Origin of the sequence: Microcystis aeruginosa FD4, assembly GCF_009792235.1 — a bacterium.
Taxonomy (GTDB): Bacteria; Cyanobacteriota; Cyanobacteriia; order Cyanobacteriales; family Microcystaceae; genus Microcystis; species Microcystis viridis.
Genome location: NZ_CP046973.1, coordinates 2,297,942 through 2,314,742 on the forward strand (window position 1 = coordinate 2,297,942; position 16,801 = coordinate 2,314,742).

Consider the following 16,801-nt stretch of genomic DNA (forward strand, 5'->3'; position numbering starts at 1 on the left):
GAGTCAGGAATCAGAATTCAGAAGGAGATAGGGTGATAGGGTTTTGGGGTGATAGGGTGATGAGACAGCTTCCCCACGTCCCCACTTCCCCATTTCCCACTTCCCCATTTCCCACTTCCCCATCACCCCACTTCCCCACGTCCCCACTTCCCCACTTCCCCATTTCCCACTTCCCCATCACCCCACTTCCCCATCACCCCACACCCCACATCCTACACCCCACATCCTACACCCCACGTCCCCACTTCCCCAACCCCCAACCCCCAACACCGGATAAAGATGACTTTAGTATTAGAAAATATCCATAAATCCTACGGTAAAAGGCTCGTGGTTAACCGAGTGAGTATTACTGTTGCCCCGGGGGAAATTGTCGGGTTATTAGGACCAAATGGTGCGGGGAAAACTACAACTTTTTATATCGCCACGGGATTAATTAAACCGAATCAAGGGCGCGTTTGGCTCGATCAAAAAGAAATTACCAAATTACCCCTTAATCAGAGGGCGCGTCTGGGTATTGGCTATCTGACGCAGCAGGCCAGTATTTTTCGTTATTTAACTGTATCAGAAAATATTCAGTTAGCCCTAGAACAGTCGGGGGTTCCCTTTTCCCAACGGGCAAATCGTCTCTATGATTTATTAAAAGAATTTCGCCTCGATAAGATTGTTCGCACAAAAGGAGCTTACGTTTCCGGAGGAGAAAGAAGAAGGACAGAATTAGCCCGCGCTTTAGCGGTGGGAGTCAACGGGCCAAGATTTTTGTTATTAGATGAACCTTTCGCTGGGGTGGATCCGATCGCTGTGTCTGAAATTCAAGCGATGATTGCTGGTTTAAGGGATCGTCAGATGGGAATTTTAATTACCGATCACAATGTGCGAGAAACTTTGGCTATCACTAATCGGGCTTATATTATGCGCGAAGGGCAGATTTTAGCGTCAGGAAGTGGCGAAGAACTTTATAATAATCCTCTGGTGCGTCAGTATTATTTGGGTGATAATTTTTTCAGATAATTGTTATTAATAAAAAACGCTATATTATATCATGAAAGTTGGCAATTGGCAAGGAAATTTAAGTAGAATACCCGGATTTAGCATCTTAGACCGCTATATTTTTGTCGAGTTATTATTGCCCTTTCTATTTGGTATGGGTTTATTCACTTCCCTGGGAGTGGCGATCGGCACTTTATTTGATTTAGTGCGACGGATTACTGAATCGGGTTTACCCTTGACTTTGGCCCTAAAAATTCTCTTATTAAAAATGCCAGAGTTTATCGTTTTAGCCTTTCCCATGTCGATACTTTTAGCGGCTTTAATGGCCTACAGTCGTTTAGCCAGTGATAGCGAATTAATTGCTTTTAAAAGTATTGGAATTAGTGTTTATCGCCTAATAATTCCCGCCATTGTGCTAAGTTTAATAGTGACGGGATTAACCTACGTTTTTAACGATTATGTGGCTCCAGCTGCCAGTTATGAAGCTAATGCTACCATGACGAAAGCTCTGCGACCAAATCGCAAATCTTTTATTGAAGATAATATTATTTATCCTGAATACGGCAAAGTGCGGCCAGCGGATGGAGGGGAAGCGCAAACGGTATTAAGAAGGTTATTTTATGCCGAAAGATTTAACGGTCAAGAAATGTTAGGTTTAACTATTCTCGATCGCACCCAACCGGAAGTTAATCAAATTATTACCTCAGAATCAGCTGCTTGGAATATTGAAAAAAATATCTGGGATTTTTATAACGGCACAATTTATCTAATTGATCCTAATGGTTCCTATCGTAATATTGTCCGCTTTCAACATCAACAATTAGCCCTACCGCGTACCCCTTTAGATTTAGCTTTTCGAGGCCGAGATGGTTCAGAAATGACCCTGAGACAAGCGCGGGAATACCTAAAAATACTGGAATTAAGTGGCAATCCCACCAAAATTAGAAAATTACAGGTTCAAATCGAGCAGAAAATATCTTTACCCTTTGTTTGTTTGGTTTTTGGGATGATTGGGGCAGCCTTGGGATTACGTCCGCAAAATTCTAATAAAGCCACCAGTTTCGGTATTTGTATTGTCCTAATTTTCTCCTATTATCTCCTATCTTTTGTCACCAGTTCTTTAGGAATTGGCGGAATTTTAACCCCCTTGATGTCTGCTTGGTTGCCCAATATTTTGGGATTAACTGCCGGGGGAATTTTGTTGGTTCAATCAGCTAAGTAATCGATGGTTAGCCGCAGGAATAAAAATTGATAATCATCAAATTTCTAAAGCTAATTTATACAAACGACTGCGGGACAAATTAGTAACTTGTGCTAATTGTTTGCTGGCTTGCGATCGACTAACTCCCCGTTCTATAATTTGTTTTAATTCCCGTTTCAATTCCTCCTCGGATAATTGGATAGTATCGGCCTGATTATTGCCCATAACTACGATCGTAAATTCTCCTTTAGGAGTTTTATTCTCCAGATATAAATTAATGGCCTCGGCGATAGTTCCTCGCCAAATTTCCTCGTAAAGCTTGGTTAATTCCCGACCTAAAACTATCTTTCTCGTTTGGCCAAAAGTTTCCCGTAAATCCTCCAAAGTCTTAATAAGTTTGTGAGGTGCTTCATAAAAAACCATCGTTCTCGTTTCGGTTTTTAAACTCTCTAAGCGCTCTTGTCTCAGCTTTTCCTTACCTGGAAGAAATCCTTCAAAACAGAATCTTTCCGTGGGTAATCCCGACACCGCTAAAGCAGTAATTACCGCCGTTACTCCGGGGATGGGAACCACTTCGATATTAGCTTCTATACAAGCTTTAATTAACTCATAACCCGGGTCAGAAATCCCCGGCATTCCTGCATCAGTAACCAAGGCGATATCCTCACCTTGGCTGAGATTATTTAATAACTGATCGAGACGGGAAAGGCGATTGTGTTCGTGATAACTAATTTGAGGGGTCGGAATATCAAAATGCTGTAATAATTTGCCTGTGTGTCTGGTATCTTCGGCAGCAATTAGAGCGACTTTTTTGAGAGTTGCCAGGGCCCGCAAAGTCAGATCGTCTAAATTGCCGATCGGCGTTCCCACCACATACAATTTACCGAGATTATTCATAAATTGGCTAAAAATAGGCTAAGTAGGGTTTGCTGAACAAGTTTTTCCTAGGGGTAGCGTGTTGGGTGTGGGGTGTTGGGGTAGTGGGGAATTTAGCTGAAATTTCCCTAAATCCCTATCTCCCTATCTCCCCCAATCCCTTTACTGTTACCAGAGTGCCTGATCTCAACAAGCAATTTAAATGCGCGGGCAGCTTACCGATTTTCAGGTGGTCAATTACCCAATTTTCAGGGAAAAAGTCCCGGAATTTTCCCCCCGACCACTCCAATAGCCGGCACTTTTTGATTTCGAAAAAGTCTAAAAGTCTTATCCAACAGGGTTTTTAGATTTATTCAGCCAACCCTAAATAAACTGCACAAGTTATTGAGAAAAAATCGGTAATTGCTTTAATTTTTGCCTTCCTGCGTCGATTTGAGCGGGGGAAATTGACGACGTAAAAGCAAGGAATTACTCACTACCATAACCGAACTAAAAGCCATCAAAGCTGCTGCTAGGGCCGGACTGAAAGCTAGACCCCAATGGGGTAGTAATAAGCCACCGGCAATGGGAATAGCAAAGGTATTATAACCCAAAGCCCAAAAAAGATTTTGTCGGATTTTTTGCCATGTGGCCAGACTTAAATGCAGAGATTGCACCACATCCTCTAGGCGATCGCTAATTAAAACGATCCCGGCCGTTTCCATGGCCACTTCCGTGCCACCGGCCAGAGCAATACCGATGTTAGCCTGTCCTAGTGCGGGAGTGTCATTGATACCATCCCCGACCATAGCGACGATTTTGCCTTCTTTTGTCTGTAGGTCGGCAATTAAGGCGGATTTTTCGGCGGGAGCAACTTGGGCATAAAATTGACTAATACCCAAACTATTAGCGATCGCTGTCACCACTTCTTGGCGATCGCCACTGAGTAAAATCACCTCTAAACCGAGTTTTTGCAACTGATTAACGGTTGTTTGAGCATCGGGACGCAATCGATCCTGAAAAGCGATCGCGCCGAGTAATTGTTCTTCCCTACCCAGATAAATCACCGTTTTACCCGCTTGTAAAAGCTCTTGAATGGAAGGGATGGTTTCATCAATTTTAATCCCGTTCTGGGCTAACCATTGCCGATTTCCTAGAACAATTTTCGACCCCTGCACCCTTGCCGAAACTCCCAATCCGGCCACAGTTTGAAAATCTTCCCCCGTCAGGTTAATAGGGGGAGTAACTGCGTCTAAAATCGCCCGAGCGAGAGGATGATTAGTACCACTCTCCACTACTGCCGCTAATTGTTGAATTTCCAGGGGATTAAGCGCAGAAAAACTCAAACAATCGGTAATTTCCGGATGACCTTGGCTGAGGGTTCCCGTTTTGTCAAAAACCACCGTTTGCAGTCGCGAGACGGTTTCCAAAACATCGCCCCCTTTAATTAAAATGCCCCGTTCAGCTGCTAAACTGGTTCCCACCAGTAGGGCCGTTGGTGTGGCTAAACCAAGAGCGCAGGGACAAGCGACCACAAGCACAGAAATCGCTAATTTTAGGGACAAAAGTAGGGGAGAAGTGGGTTGAATCATCTCGTGGTGTCCTGTGGTTGACCCTAACACCTCTGGAAAGAGCCTAGTTCCCCAAAAATACCAAAAGAGCAGCACAATTAGGGCAATTATCATGACTCCGTAGGCAAAATAACCCGCTACCCGGTCCGCTATCTTCTGCACCGGGGCCTTGCGAGTTTGCGCTGATTCCACGGCTGCGATAATCTTAGCTAGGGTGGTATCGGTTCCCACCTGACGAGTTTGCACGGCGATCGCTCCAGAGAGATTGAAACTGCCAGCAATGACTAGCTCTCCCATTTCCTTAACCACCGGCAGCGATTCCCCCGTTAACAAAGCTTCATCTACTGTGGTTCTTCCCTGAATAATCTCCCCATCCACGGGAATTTTTTCCCCGGGTAAGACGCGCACCCATTCCCCGACGCGCAACTGTTCCACCGGAATCGCCACGCCCACACGGTCATCTGTACTACCAATCAGGTGAGCCACTGCCGGTTGTAGGGAGGTAAGCGCTTCTAGGTCTGCGGCAGCGCGATGACGGGAATGCGCTTCTAGAGTCCGTCCGAGGAGAATAAACCCTAACAGCATGACTGGTTCATCAAAAAAGCACTCTAGACCGAGATTAGGCAAGATAAGAGCCAAACAACTGGCTATATAGGCGCTACCTGTGCCTAAACTAACGAGAGTGTTCATATTTGGCATCCCGTGCCGTAATCCGCGCCAACCATCGATGAAAATATCGCGACCGGGGAATAAAATGGCTAGGGTGGCTAAAGTCCAGTGAAAAGCAATACTTTGAAAGATGGGGATTTCCGGTCCCCCGATGTGGTGTAAGTGACCAATCAGGGAAAAAACCAGTAAACAGCAAGCGATCGCTAATCGGTATAATTGTTGTTGCCGTTCTTTTTGTTGGTTTTGCCGACGTTGATTTTGTTGGCCAAGGGGAGTCGATGCGGTGCGCGGTTGGGTGGGGAATCCGATTGCGGTTAATTTTGCGGCTAATTGCTCTGGTGCGATCGCATCTGGTTGGTATTCAATCACGGCAATTTCCGTGATTAGGTTAACCCGGGCCGATTTTACCCCTTGATTTTGGCTGAGTTGTCTTTCTACGGCACTCACACAGCCGGCGCATTTCATGCCTTTTACGTCTAGAGTAGCGGTTTTTAGTCCAGTTTCGGCGGCTAGGATCATGGAAAAAGTAGGCAAGGATGGTCTTTACTTCTATCCTAGAAATTCTCGGCCGATTTTTAAACTATTTTGGCGTGTAGGGTTACAGATAGATGAAATTTCATTAGAGATAGCTGAAATTTCAGGTAGCCGATCTTGTAGGGTGGGTTAATGAAATGTAACGCACCTTATCTAATGTTCAAAATTCGTGCGTTACGCTGACGCTAACACACCAGGCGTTGCTGATTTGAGATATGAATCTTCTTTTGTGGGATTTTTAAAACCTAGACCCAAACTAACTTTTGGATGGGTGCAAGGTTGTCATTCATACCTTGATTCAGCAACGCCCTAATTGCAATAAACGTCCTGTTTCCGTGATCTCGATGTGACGACCGACGCGATGGAATAATTTCACCCCGTATTCACTTTCTAGGGAGGCAATGGCGGCACTCACGGCCGGTTGGGTGATATATAATCAAGGAAAGTCTTCCCCTCGCTTTCTTGGCCTTGTCCTTAAGCTATGGATGGACGCTTTTCCAGCAGCAACCCAAATCTATTTGAGTTTTGATTTAATACAAATACATCTAAAAAGAAATTTTAGATTTTTTCCATACCATCTATAACTCAAGTGCCATACAATAACATCATCTTCTTGACCGTAGCCATCTCGATCATGTTATTTTTTCTCAAATCACCAGTGACGGAAAGCAAGACCAGCATTACACCGAAAAAAGTCAATCCCAATCGAGTCCGCGATCATCTGGCCAATGAACGCACCTATCTGTCTTGGATGCGAACAGCGATCGCATTAATGGGTTTTGGTATGGTTATTCTGCGCTTACGGGCCTTTCATCCTCCCCTGGTTCCCCGGCCCGGTTATGGTTGGAAATTAGGCTTAATGTTTGCTTTAGTGGGTTTATTGACCGTATTTTTGACCACAGCCCATTATTTTACAGTCAGACGAGATATAGATGAAGATACCTACGAACCAGCCGCTCGATGGGTGGTACTATTTAGTTTAGCGATCGTTATTCTCGGTGCGGGAATTATCTATTTTGTCGCCACCAGTCCCGATCTGTTGATCGGTAGTATGATGACTTTCGAGTCAACTGTGGGGGTTAGGTGGGTTGGAGTAGGCGCCAACTGACCGTGACTAGAACCGTATAAAGCAGTATTTTTAGGGCATTTTTGGGCAAATATTCCGATAATCTTGCTCCCACTACCACCCCCGGTATCGCACCTAACCAGATGGGAAGTACCAGATTCCAATCTACCGTTCCTAATCCCAGATGACCGATGGAAGTACAGGTTAAGAGGATGGACGCTTGCGATAGATCTGTACCGACTAATTTGCGAGAATCAAGGTGAAAAAAGGTCATCAAGACCAATGCAAACAAGGAACCACTGGAAATACTGGTTAAACCGACTAGATAGCCTAAAATTGCCCCTAATACCGTTGTTTTTATCTGACCCGATCGAGTGGTTAAATCTAATTTTGGCCAGGACCAAGGGGACAAATCGGGAAAAAATAAGGAGATTAGTAGTTCTAGGGCCGCTAGGACGGTCACGATCATCAAGACAAGACCGATGATATGAGGCAACCATTGATCGAGATTGAGGGAGCTATTCTGCTGAAAATAGCGAAAACCGACTAATCCTAACAGAGAACCGGGTACACTGCCAATTACTAGCCATTTTACCACCTCTAACTCGATCGTTTGCTGTTGCCAGTGACGAACGGTGCCGACCACTTTCATCAACCCGGCCGCTACCACATCGGAACCCACTGCGGTGGTAGCGGGAACCTGAAATACAAAGATCAATAGGGGTGTAATCAAGGATGAACCGCCAATTCCCGTTAATCCCACGACAATTCCGATAAAAAAGCTAAATATTGTCAATAAAGAATAGTCCATTTTTGCCTCAGTTGTCTCTTTTCTCCGGTGCGTTTCTGGTCGTTAAGGGACAAAATTAGTTAATTAAGCCTTTAAAAGAGCAAAAAACAGTAATAGTAAGCTTTTATCGCTGTTTAATCTTTAGGGAATCTCCGAATCGAAACTTAATTTTCTTGCTATCTTGTAAAATATGAGTGTATTTTAATACGATTGCGATTGAATCATAGTTAAAATACTGTCAAACCCTATACATTTTTTTGCCAGAGGATTAGCTACCGTGAGCATCATCATCGAGCGAGTATCGAAGAAATTCGGCACCTTTACCGCTTTAGACAACATCAACCTAGAGATCAAATCGAATCGTCTGGTGGCACTGCTGGGGCCGTCCGGTTCAGGAAAAACCACCCTCCTGAGAGCGATCGCAGGATTAGAACCCCCCGACACAGGCAAAATTATCATCAACGGCAAAGACACAACCAATTTAAATGTCAGAAAAAGGAATATTGGCTTTGTTTTTCAGCATTATGCGCTTTTTAAACACCTGACAGTGCGTCAGAATATCGCTTTCGGTTTAAAGATTCGCAAAGCTGCCCCGAACTATATTCAAGAACGAGTGGATAATCTCTTAAGTTTAATTCAATTGCAGGGATTAGGCGATCGCTATCCAGCCCAACTATCCGGGGGTCAACGTCAACGGGTTGCCCTGGCCCGGGCTTTAGCGGTGGAACCGGAAGTATTATTATTAGATGAGCCTTTTGGGGCCTTGGATGCCAAAGTTAGAAAAGAGCTAAGGGTTTGGTTGCGGCAGTTACACGAGGAAGTTCATGTCACCAGTGTTTTTGTCACCCACGACCAGGAGGAAGCCATGGAAGTGGCCGACGAGATCGTAATTTTCAATGAGGGTAAAATCGAACAGGTGGGGACTCCCGATCAAGTGTACGATCATCCTGCCTCTGCTTTTGTGATGAGTTTTATTGGCCGGGTGAATGTTTTGCCACCGACCTCGGCTGCACTGTTCGAGCAGCTGGGAGGGGGTACTAACGGAGTTAAGATTTTTATTCGTCCCCACGACCTAGAAATTCTCTATTTTCCCAATGGGTCTAGCATTGAGGCAAAAGTCGAGCGCATTATCCATCTGGGTTGGGCCATCGATGTGGAATTAATTCTACCGGATCGCTCTCTCCTGATTGCCCATCTGAATCGAGAACAACTGGCTCAACTCCATCTCCAAGTCGGGGAGCAAGTTTATGTTCGTCCTCGGGATGCTCGCGTTTTTAGTTAAAAGTCACCCTTATTGTTAGCACCTGACGGTCGCAGGATGAACAGCGATTATTTCCGGGTAACGGCTAAAATCGTCAACATTAAAGGTCAGAATATGTGTAATACCATTTTTCTTTATTCGTAGCAGGCATAACCGGGTGCATCTCCTGCTGGTGATTTTCTCTCACCTATAGGTGAGCAGCAGAAGTTGTTCAAAGAGGGCGAATGCAATTCGCCCCTACAATCATATCATTGCGCCAATGGTAGGGGCGCACCGCGTGCGCCCAAAATGTCATCTAGATATTTCGACAAAATTGAGATGTACCAGGCATAACCATCTCTGTCATTACTTTTGAAAAATGGTATAAGGTCATGAACGCACATGGCTGCTACTAGCTTCGCATCATGTACCTGCACACCCTTGACTGAATAGGTGAAGACCAAGCGTTCCCATTCGGGATAAATAGCGGGCAGATCGTCAATAATGGGAAAAAGTGACTTTAGGCGATCGATTTCCGCCTTGGCTGCGGCCACTGTGCGTCCTAAACCATTTCTATTAATTGGACGGGTGTAAACGTTCCAAAACTCGATTTAATTCTGTAGTGCGATATAGAGTTTTTCTCCTTGTCCCAATCATAGACTTGTCGCACCCACAGCATCGCCATACATGATGTGATCGGGTTCCGCACTTCGCAATAAGACATTAGTATCAACTAAAAAAGTCACAGTCACTCATCGTCATAGATACTATCGCGACTTACGGCATAGTCGGATAAAAGTGCGCTGCCTCGATCGTGACTACTTGCCCAATCCCGAAAAGCTTGCGCTCGTTCCGTCGGTGTTGCCGTCTCGTAAAAAGGTGTTTTTGGCTCTATCAGTTGTTTTAGCATTGTCTCCAAGAGAATTTCTACCTTTTCTGGTGATTGGTGGCTAATTCTTGCCAAAATCTCGGCAATTGCCTTTAAATCTTGCTGATGGGCTTTTTTGAAGTCTAGCAGCATTTCCGATCCCTCTCCATCTAGCGATCGCTGAGAAAAAGGGGTAATTTCCATAGATATCGCTCTCCTTGAAAACCGCTAAAACTTGATTCTGCCATAAAAACTTTTTTTAGAATAGATTGGGATCGACACCGATCGCCCCTTCACCGTCCGCATCTTGCAGGTTAGCACCGTCTAAACGAGTATTAGTGAGAGTGGTGGTAACGGCCTTAGCGATGGCAGCATGGAAGCAAGAAAAAACTGTGATTAGCAATAGACAGAAGGCTGTCAGTAGCGTCGGTTTCATCGTTTTTGATCTCCTTGAGTGATCTTTTTGAGTCTCTGTTTTCACTCTAGGCAATGGCTTTAATAAAAACAAATATTCTTTGTTTTCAAATCGATAAATTCCCTTTATGCAAAGCTGGGAAACCCCCTCGCCGTTCCATCACTTTTATTTATTAAAACGACAATTAAGAATATTTGCTTTTATGCTTGTCCCGTACCTAAGTTGATGGTGGCGGTCTCGTTAAGTTGGGGCTTTTTTAAGCGTGTTGTGGTGGAATAGGTCTGGCAGCAAGGGATTTTCTCAATTTTTTAGGAGCGTGTCAATCGTTATACTCCGGGAGGATGGGCGACCGTGACATAATTTGGGACTAGGTACGGTAAAAGTCGCTAGTGAACCCCGTTAGCCTTGGAGACTTCCTTGCTAGACACCATTTCCACCCTATCCCCAAAACTAACAGCGATCGAATCCACGGGAAATCCTCTCCCGAAAGTTGCTACTTGTTCCTCCACCTGTCGTTACTGTCGGTTTTATAAGTTTCAGGGGAGAGGAAATGGCTATTGTCAACGCTTGGGAGTCCCTGTTCACAGTCATTGGCGCGCCTGTCCTTTGATTTGTCCACCTTTTGCCCCTTCTTGGGAAAGGTCGGAAAATGGGCAATTCTAAGTAGTTATCTGGATTTTACCGCCTGTATCGAGCAATTTTCTCCCCATCCCGCTCCGTGCGAGGATGGGGTTTTAATCGAAACCGATGCTTTCCACTCCACCGCTATCGGGACTGGTGGCGACAAAATAGAGAATTCCTGAGCCTAGACAAGCGATTCGCTATACTAAAGCAAATAATCCAGACTTGAGCAGGTTCGTAGCTATTACTATCGATCGCCCGCCGGATGAGAAAATAGTGGCGCGTGGCGATGACAACGGTTAATAATCCCACCATAGCGAAGACAAAACCCAACAACCAACCTAGTCCCAGAGATGACGAAGATACTGTTCGTAAACGCAAAATGACCAGACCAAAACCCATCAAAGCGATGGCAGCGCGCATCCAAGACAGATAGGTGCGTTCGTTGGCCGAATGATCTCGCCAGTAATCAGGGTTAAATTTCTGCTTTGTCTTTTGGGATTTAAACAGCATAGAGGAGTTCCTAGCAGTGAAATTCAATAAAATCAAGTATTCTTTCTTCTGGTTTTAATAAATTGTTTTTATCATCTAGTTTTTCGCTTATCTTTAGCCAATTCAAGGGACTTAAGCAGATTATCATCCATAAATAGGGGGAGTTTACCGTCCCATTTTTCGATCGCTTTGTTCTGTAAAACTTCTGGACTTAAGGAATCTTGGAGAATGCGATGAGCTGCCGCCTCTCCCTTGGCCAGATTGATTTTTACTTCCGATTCTTTCAGAGCTTTCAGCACCATAAAACCGGCTTTTTTGGCCTCCTGTTCGGCAATTTGTTTGGCTTCCACCGCATCGGTAAAGCGATCGGAAAAGTTGACATGAACCAAAGAAATATCATCCACACCGATATGATAATTTTTCAGTCTTTCGCTCAAACGATGATCTACTTCTCCTTTCACCTCCTCCCGTTTAGTAATTAATTCTTCGGCGGTATATTTAGCCATAACTGCCTTAAGAATTTCCTCCACTGCTGGATCGATCACTCGTTCAATGACAGCCGCTTCATCGCCAATTTGTTGAAAAATATTATTAACTTCTGATGCTAAAATATGCCAATTCAGGGCCACATCTGTAAATACTTCCTGTAGGTCTTTGGAGGAAGCTTCGGCCGCTATCTGTTCTTTTTGGATTCTCACACTTAGTTTTTTCACCGTGTTAACAACAGGAATAATCCCATGGATTCCCTCATTAAGTATTTTCTCCTGTACTTGACCGAAGACCATTAAAACCCCTCTTTCTCCCGCATTGACAATCACGAAGGGATTAAAAATAATCGCCAAAATTAATAACAAAAAAAAGATATTACTTGGTCTAGCTAAAAGACGAATTTTGAGCATTTTAATTGAGAATAGAGATGGTTAATAGGATAGGTTTACAAATAAAAGGGCTGATTTTATCTTCGTAATCAGTGACAGTTTTATCTAGAAGAATTTCAGCAACTAGAAAATGAAGATTTAGTCTCGTCCTTTTCGTCCCGTCTGGCTGGCAAAATATCGGGAAATACTGGTCTATTTATAGTTATCATAGTCGCCGATTAAATGTCTTAGAAATCATAAATTTAAACGAGCATTTCGTTAGTTTTAGTCATAAATTTGATCAAAAAGGCATTTATTTATCCAAGAAAGTAATCGGGGTTATCCAGAAGCAATTATAACAAAATTTCCCTTGTCTTAAATGGTACATTCTCATTTCACCAGTCTAGCTGGTACTTTCTTTTATAGCAATTACCTTAACACAATCTAGTTTCGGCATAAACGATATTTTGTATAAAGGATATCTCAATAAATTGACTCACAAAAATGGCTATGGTAGAACCCTAAATACAGTAAGCGGATAAGCCTAACTGTACCTAATTCCATCCCCTAACGAGGTAATTTAATCACCCTTTTTCCTTGATCTGTGCGATCGAGGAATTTACCCTTTATTTTCGTCCGTGAGTATCTATGTCTGACCGTTACCGTTTCGAGACGCTGCAAGTACACGCCGGCCAGGAACCTGCCCCCGGAACTAACGCCCGCGCCGTTCCCATCTATGAATCGGTTTTACAGTCGATTCAACAACCGACGGCGATCGTGGCGATCGATTCGGATCTTCTTTATCCTCCCGTAGAACAAGAGGAGTTGGCGAAATATATCCCCAATTCGCAATTATTCTGGTTGCGATCGCCGCACGGTCACGATGGGTTTTTAATGGATGGCGATATGGATGCGTTGAATGATCTTCTCGTGGCTTTCCGTTTAGAAAGGGGAACTCGTGACGGTTGCGGGTTCGGGATGGCGGGGTAGAGGGCGATCGGCGTTGCTGCGCTGGAGGCGAGTGTGGTAAGGTTGTTATGATATAATCATTAGATAACATCGTACTGTTAGTGGATAAGCTCCTATGGCTTGTAAAGAGAATCACTTAACTGATTGGAAAATCACCAAACCTATTCTGATTAATAAAGATAACTCTAAAAAAATTTCCGATTCTTTTTCTTTTGATAATTATTTTAAAAAAGAATCAATCAAGCTTTTTTTGTTAAAAAATAAAATCGTCATTGTCAACTATCGCAATCAAAGTTTTTTTAGGAAGGTTGATGAATGTTTGACAAAAATTATTGAAAATTTATACGAAAGCAAAGTTTTTTTTGAATCTATTTCTTGGCAATCTGCAAAAACCAATGACGAAATAAACAAAGAAATTAAAGACATAGCTGGCAACATTAAAATTCTTTTTGAAAAAAGAGAATGGCATCAAGTCTACAATGCAATAGATCATGCAATTTTTGCAATTAAAAGTTTTGTTGAACTAAATTCACAAGACGCTACATATATCGACCGCGAAACCATCGATTTTTTAAGAGAAAAAGCTATAAATTTATATCGAGATTTTCGTATTCTCGATAACAATTGGAATTCTTTAAAAATAATTATCGCAAAATATTGCAGTTATTCTGAAAGAGATTTATTTTATCTAGAAGAAGATTTTTTAAAAGTTTTTTCAGAAAAATTAGAAACGTTTGGTGACAAGCTAGAAGATTACATTGATTTTTTTGATATTGAAACTCTTCAAGATATTCAAGTAATAATGAGCGATATAATCGATCAGTCTCGTAAAAAAAATATAGATTTCAGTACGCCGACTGATTCCAAAAACTCTTTTAGAGTTCGGATTCGCAATGCGGCTGGATTTATTGACAGACTAATTGATTTTGTGGTTGAAGAGTCGGAGTCCGAAGATCAAGAGATTCTGGAAGTGATCGCTAATCACAGTAATTTTACTTTTTTGAAAGAGGAAAATATAAAAGAGGAGTATGTTAAAAATTGAATCAAGTGTCCGTTTTTTATAAAAAAGGAGATGTGGTATATGCTCCCTTTCCCTATCAGGATAATACAGAAGAAGAGAAAGAAAGGCCTGTTCTAATCCTCGCTCCTGTATTAGAGGGAAAAGGGTTTATCTGCGCTTACATAACTAGCAATTCTAATAAAAGATCGGGGATGATCGAAATTAAGCGGAGGGATTTTAAAGAAGGACATCTAGATGATGAATACAAAGCTTCTTATGTTAAACCGGACCGCATATCCACACTTGATAGAGAATTATTTAGAAGAAAATGCGGGACTTTGAGAGATGAAGTCGTAGATAAAATTATTCAAACTCTTATTGAATTATTGCAAAAACCGCCTCAATCACCTCCCTCCCCTAAAAGTATAGAACGGCCTCCTAAACCTAAAAAGAAGAATTTTTAAAATAAAATATGCACTAAATCTGATAATCCATGACGAAAACCACCTTACCCCCCCGTGCGTTGGCACTTAAGGCCGCAGTCATCTTCTTGGGATAGGGGAGATTGAGATTATTCATCAACTCCACGAAATCCTCGCGGTCGCGGCCAGCGAAACGGGGATTCCAGTGCTTTTCCTCACCGATCGAGGAGACCGTTCTGCCCAGATAATCGTGACAGGGGTAAACTAGCGTATCGTCGGGGAGGGTGAACAACTTCTCCGTTACCGTCTTGTATAACACCTCCGGCGAACCGTTCTGAAAATCGGTACGACCGCAACCGCGAATTAAGAGTGCATCCCCCGTTAATAGGCGTTTTTCATCGATGAGATAGGCTATATGACTATCGGTGTGGCCCGGAGTGGCGATCGCTTTTAGCTGCTGACCTGCCACAATCCAGATGTCGCCATCGCGTACATAACCATCGATATCGCTCACTTCGGCGTTTTCGGGAACGAGGATCGAACAGTTGGTTAACTCCCGTAAGCGGTGCGCTCCGGTGATATGGTCGGCGTGGACATGGGTTTCCATGGTGTAGCCTAGGTTTAACCCCAACTGCCAAAGAATCTGCCGATCGCGATCAACCTGTTCGAGGACCGGATCGATTAAAATCGCCTCCCCCGTACCCGAATCAGCGATCAGATAGGTGTAGGTACTCGATTCCCTATCAAAAAGCTGACGGAAAATCGGCGCTGCCGGCCGGAATGCGATCGAGTAGGCCGCGGGGAGAGAAATTCTCTCTTTCAGCGATCGCAACAACTCCCGGGCCAGTTCGGCCGCCTGTAAACGCAGTTCGGGAATGGCGGTGGTTTCCCAGAGATCACCTTTGCGGGGATTTCCCAAGGTGTAGAGCGTTGGCGATGCCGTACCGTCTGGCCTGAGAATCGCCCCGTTGTCCGCGGTTTCGATGCCACAATTCAAAGGATGGGGACGGATTAACCCCCGTTGGCGAAGATGAACGACGAGGGGATCGGTTATGGTCGCGTAATCGTTACCCGCGCCGGTACAGTTAATGATTCGATCGACCGGTAGGTTTAACAGGTTTCCCGTTCCCCGTTGACGGATAGTAACCTCTACACAGCCGTTTTTATCCTCAGCAGTTTCAATTCTTCCCGCATGATAGGTTAATTGTCCCGATTCTACGGCCTGATCGAGGATACCGGCGATCTCATCGGCGACGCGATGGCGAAGAACCTCCCAATAGGCTTTCAGGTGGCGTAGAAATCTGGCGCGTTCGGCTATCGGCAGAGAATGCCATAGACCTTGAGATATAGGACGTAAGGCGTTTAAAACGGCGCGCCAGTCGTGACCTTGACTCTCTGCGCTTTTTACCTCCGCGCGAATTCGCCTTAGGAGTCCCCGCGCGGTCTTGGGTGCGGTTTCGAGGGTAAGGAACGGGGGATAGGGATCGGTGGGTCGGTGCGATCGGGGGAGCAGGCCATGACGGGAAACCGCGTGGATTTTGCCCGTGAATCCCCTTTGTGCCAGGGAAACCACCATATCCACCATCGTTAACCCCGTACCGACCAGCAGCATCGTCCCGTCGGGTTTTAGCTCGGTGAGTGTCTCCGTCTCCCAAGCGTCGCGGAGAGAGAGGGAATTGAGAGACGCGAGGGGTTGGGGAACCGTTGCGGGAAAATTGCCCAGCGCCAGAACTACTTTAGCGGCACTGATTTTCTTGCCTCCTTTGAGGGTAATCGTCGCTTTTTCCCCGTCGAGTACCAGATCGATCGCCGCATCGGTAAATGTTTCCAGACGGTGATCGGCAATGGCGTTGTCGCGCGCTTCTTCTAGGATCGATCGGATGTATTTGCCGTACACTAGACGCGGTACGAAGCTGGCCGGATCGATCGATCGATAGCCGTTATCCGCTAACCAGTGGAGGAAATGTTCGGGATCGTCCTCGAAGGCGCTCATTTTGCCTGCGGGAATATTGAGCAGGTGGCCGCTGTCTCGCGTTCCGTAGGCGATCCCCGTACCGAGGGGTTTTCGGCGCTCGATCAGGGCGATCGATAATGGAGTCCCTGTGTCGCGCAACAGGTTCGCTGTCACGAGGGAGCCACTAAATCCTCCCCCGATAATGGCGATGTCGAAAGTTGCAGAAAATTGATTCCGGTCAATGTAGCTCATAGATAAGGGGTATGGTAAGGGTGTCCTTGGGGAGATAA

General features: G+C 44.5%; 17 protein-coding genes and 3 pseudogenes. 9 read left to right on the top strand and 11 right to left on the bottom strand.

From position 1 onward, the window contains the following. Window positions 1–10: 10 nt before the first annotated feature. Window positions 11–178 carry a hypothetical protein gene (locus GQR42_RS27725; protein WP_199273309.1) on the bottom strand — a complete coding sequence of 56 codons (168 nt, stop codon included), beginning with the start codon at window positions 176–178 and terminating at the stop codon, window positions 11–13. A gap of 101 nt (window positions 179–279) precedes the next feature. On the opposite strand from GQR42_RS27725, the gene lptB reads away from it, so the two are divergent. Further along, the gene (lptB, locus tag GQR42_RS11670) at window positions 280–1,008 is read left to right on the top strand and encodes an LPS export ABC transporter ATP-binding protein (RefSeq protein WP_158200117.1); all 729 of its coding nucleotides are present in this window, start codon (window positions 280–282) and stop codon (window positions 1,006–1,008) included. Between the two features lie 31 nt (window positions 1,009–1,039). Further along, complete coding sequence (locus GQR42_RS11675; RefSeq protein ID WP_158200118.1) at window positions 1,040–2,209, top strand: LptF/LptG family permease; 1,170 nt, start codon at window positions 1,040–1,042, stop codon at window positions 2,207–2,209. Window positions 2,210–2,245: 36 nt separating this feature from the next. Here the strand turns inward: GQR42_RS11675 and rsmI are convergent, their stop codons facing one another. From rsmI to GQR42_RS11690, 3 genes and pseudogenes are all read right to left on the bottom strand, one after another. After that, window positions 2,246–3,085, bottom strand: a complete 840-nt coding sequence (gene rsmI, locus GQR42_RS11680; protein ID WP_158200119.1) for a 16S rRNA (cytidine(1402)-2'-O)-methyltransferase — start codon at window positions 3,083–3,085, stop codon at window positions 2,246–2,248. Window positions 3,086–3,471: 386 nt separating this feature from the next. Then, window positions 3,472–5,802 carry a heavy metal translocating P-type ATPase gene (locus GQR42_RS11685; protein WP_158200120.1) on the bottom strand — a complete coding sequence of 777 codons (2,331 nt, stop codon included), beginning with the start codon at window positions 5,800–5,802 and terminating at the stop codon, window positions 3,472–3,474. Between the two features lie 325 nt (window positions 5,803–6,127). Next, window positions 6,128–6,253, bottom strand: a pseudogene (locus GQR42_RS11690) (LysR family transcriptional regulator); the annotation flags it as partial. Between GQR42_RS11690 and GQR42_RS29960 the strand changes: the two are divergent. Both GQR42_RS29960 and GQR42_RS11695 read left to right on the top strand, forming a co-directional pair. After that, window positions 6,247–6,339: pseudogene (locus GQR42_RS29960) on the top strand (cadmium resistance transporter); the annotation flags it as partial. The pseudogenes GQR42_RS11690 and GQR42_RS29960 sit on opposite strands and share 7 nt — an antisense overlap. Before the next feature lie 112 nt (window positions 6,340–6,451). Continuing rightward, window positions 6,452–6,925, top strand: a complete 474-nt coding sequence (locus GQR42_RS11695) for a YidH family protein (RefSeq protein ID WP_158202451.1) — start codon at window positions 6,452–6,454, stop codon at window positions 6,923–6,925. Here GQR42_RS11695 and GQR42_RS11700 read toward each other — a convergent pair. Continuing rightward, the gene (locus tag GQR42_RS11700) at window positions 6,897–7,694 is read right to left on the bottom strand and encodes a sulfite exporter TauE/SafE family protein (protein ID WP_158200121.1); all 798 of its coding nucleotides are present in this window, start codon (window positions 7,692–7,694) and stop codon (window positions 6,897–6,899) included. The two genes, GQR42_RS11695 and GQR42_RS11700, sit on opposite strands and share 29 nt — an antisense overlap. A gap of 256 nt (window positions 7,695–7,950) precedes the next feature. On the opposite strand from GQR42_RS11700, the gene GQR42_RS11705 reads away from it, so the two are divergent. Further along, entirely contained in the window at window positions 7,951–8,955 is a 1,005-nt protein-coding gene (locus GQR42_RS11705) for a sulfate/molybdate ABC transporter ATP-binding protein (RefSeq protein ID WP_158200122.1), read from the top strand. Window positions 8,956–9,182: 227 nt separating this feature from the next. On the opposite strand, the gene GQR42_RS28680 is transcribed toward GQR42_RS11705, so the two are convergent. The 3 genes from GQR42_RS28680 to GQR42_RS27730 form a co-directional block, all read right to left on the bottom strand. Continuing rightward, the gene (locus GQR42_RS28680; protein WP_233271361.1) at window positions 9,183–9,467 is read right to left on the bottom strand and encodes a hypothetical protein; all 285 of its coding nucleotides are present in this window, start codon (window positions 9,465–9,467) and stop codon (window positions 9,183–9,185) included. A 194-nt stretch (window positions 9,468–9,661) separates the two neighbouring features. Then, window positions 9,662–9,985 (bottom strand): hypothetical protein, encoded by a 324-nt coding sequence (locus GQR42_RS11715; protein ID WP_158200123.1) that lies wholly within the window; start codon window positions 9,983–9,985, stop codon window positions 9,662–9,664. Between the two features lie 55 nt (window positions 9,986–10,040). Continuing rightward, the gene (locus GQR42_RS27730; RefSeq protein WP_199273310.1) at window positions 10,041–10,217 is read right to left on the bottom strand and encodes a hypothetical protein; all 177 of its coding nucleotides are present in this window, start codon (window positions 10,215–10,217) and stop codon (window positions 10,041–10,043) included. Between the two features lie 396 nt (window positions 10,218–10,613). On the opposite strand from GQR42_RS27730, the gene GQR42_RS11720 reads away from it, so the two are divergent. Continuing rightward, window positions 10,614–10,859, top strand: coding sequence for a hypothetical protein (locus GQR42_RS11720; RefSeq protein ID WP_049898451.1), 246 nt, complete (start codon window positions 10,614–10,616; stop codon window positions 10,857–10,859). A gap of 71 nt (window positions 10,860–10,930) precedes the next feature. Here the strand turns inward: GQR42_RS11720 and GQR42_RS11725 are convergent. Both GQR42_RS11725 and GQR42_RS11730 read right to left on the bottom strand, forming a co-directional pair. Then, window positions 10,931–11,330: pseudogene (locus GQR42_RS11725) on the bottom strand (YidH family protein). Window positions 11,331–11,401: 71 nt separating this feature from the next. Further along, window positions 11,402–12,208, bottom strand: coding sequence for a prohibitin family protein (locus GQR42_RS11730; RefSeq protein WP_158200125.1), 807 nt, complete (start codon window positions 12,206–12,208; stop codon window positions 11,402–11,404). Window positions 12,209–12,814: 606 nt separating this feature from the next. Between GQR42_RS11730 and GQR42_RS11735 the strand changes: the two genes are divergently transcribed. The 3 genes from GQR42_RS11735 to GQR42_RS11745 all read left to right on the top strand — a co-directional run bounded on the left by GQR42_RS11735 (window position 12,815) and on the right by GQR42_RS11745 (window position 14,599). After that, complete coding sequence (locus GQR42_RS11735; RefSeq protein ID WP_158200126.1) at window positions 12,815–13,156, top strand: hypothetical protein; 342 nt, start codon at window positions 12,815–12,817, stop codon at window positions 13,154–13,156. A gap of 94 nt (window positions 13,157–13,250) precedes the next feature. Beyond that, window positions 13,251–14,177, top strand: coding sequence for a hypothetical protein (locus tag GQR42_RS11740; RefSeq protein WP_158200127.1), 927 nt, complete (start codon window positions 13,251–13,253; stop codon window positions 14,175–14,177). Between the two features lie 5 nt (window positions 14,178–14,182). After that, window positions 14,183–14,599 (top strand): type II toxin-antitoxin system PemK/MazF family toxin, encoded by a 417-nt coding sequence (locus GQR42_RS11745; protein ID WP_233271403.1) that lies wholly within the window; start codon window positions 14,183–14,185, stop codon window positions 14,597–14,599. 13 nt (window positions 14,600–14,612) lie between these two features. Here the strand turns inward: GQR42_RS11745 and GQR42_RS29965 are convergent, their stop codons facing one another. Then, the gene (locus tag GQR42_RS29965; RefSeq protein ID WP_158200129.1) at window positions 14,613–16,763 is read right to left on the bottom strand and encodes an FAD/NAD(P)-binding protein; all 2,151 of its coding nucleotides are present in this window, start codon (window positions 16,761–16,763) and stop codon (window positions 14,613–14,615) included. Window positions 16,764–16,801: the final 38 nt, after the last annotated feature.

What these genes read in the sequence shown, in the direction of transcription:
- GQR42_RS27725 (WP_199273309.1), bottom strand. Translation starts at nt 178, where the DNA reads ATGGGGAAGTGGGAAATGGGGAAGTGGGGAAGTGGGGACGTGGGGAAG.
- lptB (WP_158200117.1), top strand. Translation starts at nt 280, where the DNA reads ATGACTTTAGTATTAGAAAATATCCATAAATCCTACGGTAAAAGGCTC.
- GQR42_RS11675 (WP_158200118.1), top strand. Translation starts at nt 1,040, where the DNA reads ATGAAAGTTGGCAATTGGCAAGGAAATTTAAGTAGAATACCCGGATTT.
- rsmI (WP_158200119.1), bottom strand. Translation starts at nt 3,085, where the DNA reads ATGAATAATCTCGGTAAATTGTATGTGGTGGGAACGCCGATCGGCAAT.
- GQR42_RS11685 (WP_158200120.1), bottom strand. Translation starts at nt 5,802, where the DNA reads ATGATCCTAGCCGCCGAAACTGGACTAAAAACCGCTACTCTAGACGTA.
- GQR42_RS11695 (WP_158202451.1), top strand. Translation starts at nt 6,452, where the DNA reads ATGTTATTTTTTCTCAAATCACCAGTGACGGAAAGCAAGACCAGCATT.
- GQR42_RS11700 (WP_158200121.1), bottom strand. Translation starts at nt 7,694, where the DNA reads ATGGACTATTCTTTATTGACAATATTTAGCTTTTTTATCGGAATTGTC.
- GQR42_RS11715 (WP_158200123.1), bottom strand. Translation starts at nt 9,985, where the DNA reads ATGGAAATTACCCCTTTTTCTCAGCGATCGCTAGATGGAGAGGGATCG.
- GQR42_RS27730 (WP_199273310.1), bottom strand. Translation starts at nt 10,217, where the DNA reads ATGAAACCGACGCTACTGACAGCCTTCTGTCTATTGCTAATCACAGTT.
- GQR42_RS11730 (WP_158200125.1), bottom strand. Translation starts at nt 12,208, where the DNA reads ATGCTCAAAATTCGTCTTTTAGCTAGACCAAGTAATATCTTTTTTTTG.
- GQR42_RS11735 (WP_158200126.1), top strand. Translation starts at nt 12,815, where the DNA reads ATGTCTGACCGTTACCGTTTCGAGACGCTGCAAGTACACGCCGGCCAG.
- GQR42_RS11740 (WP_158200127.1), top strand. Translation starts at nt 13,251, where the DNA reads ATGGCTTGTAAAGAGAATCACTTAACTGATTGGAAAATCACCAAACCT.
- GQR42_RS29965 (WP_158200129.1), bottom strand. Translation starts at nt 16,763, where the DNA reads ATGAGCTACATTGACCGGAATCAATTTTCTGCAACTTTCGACATCGCC.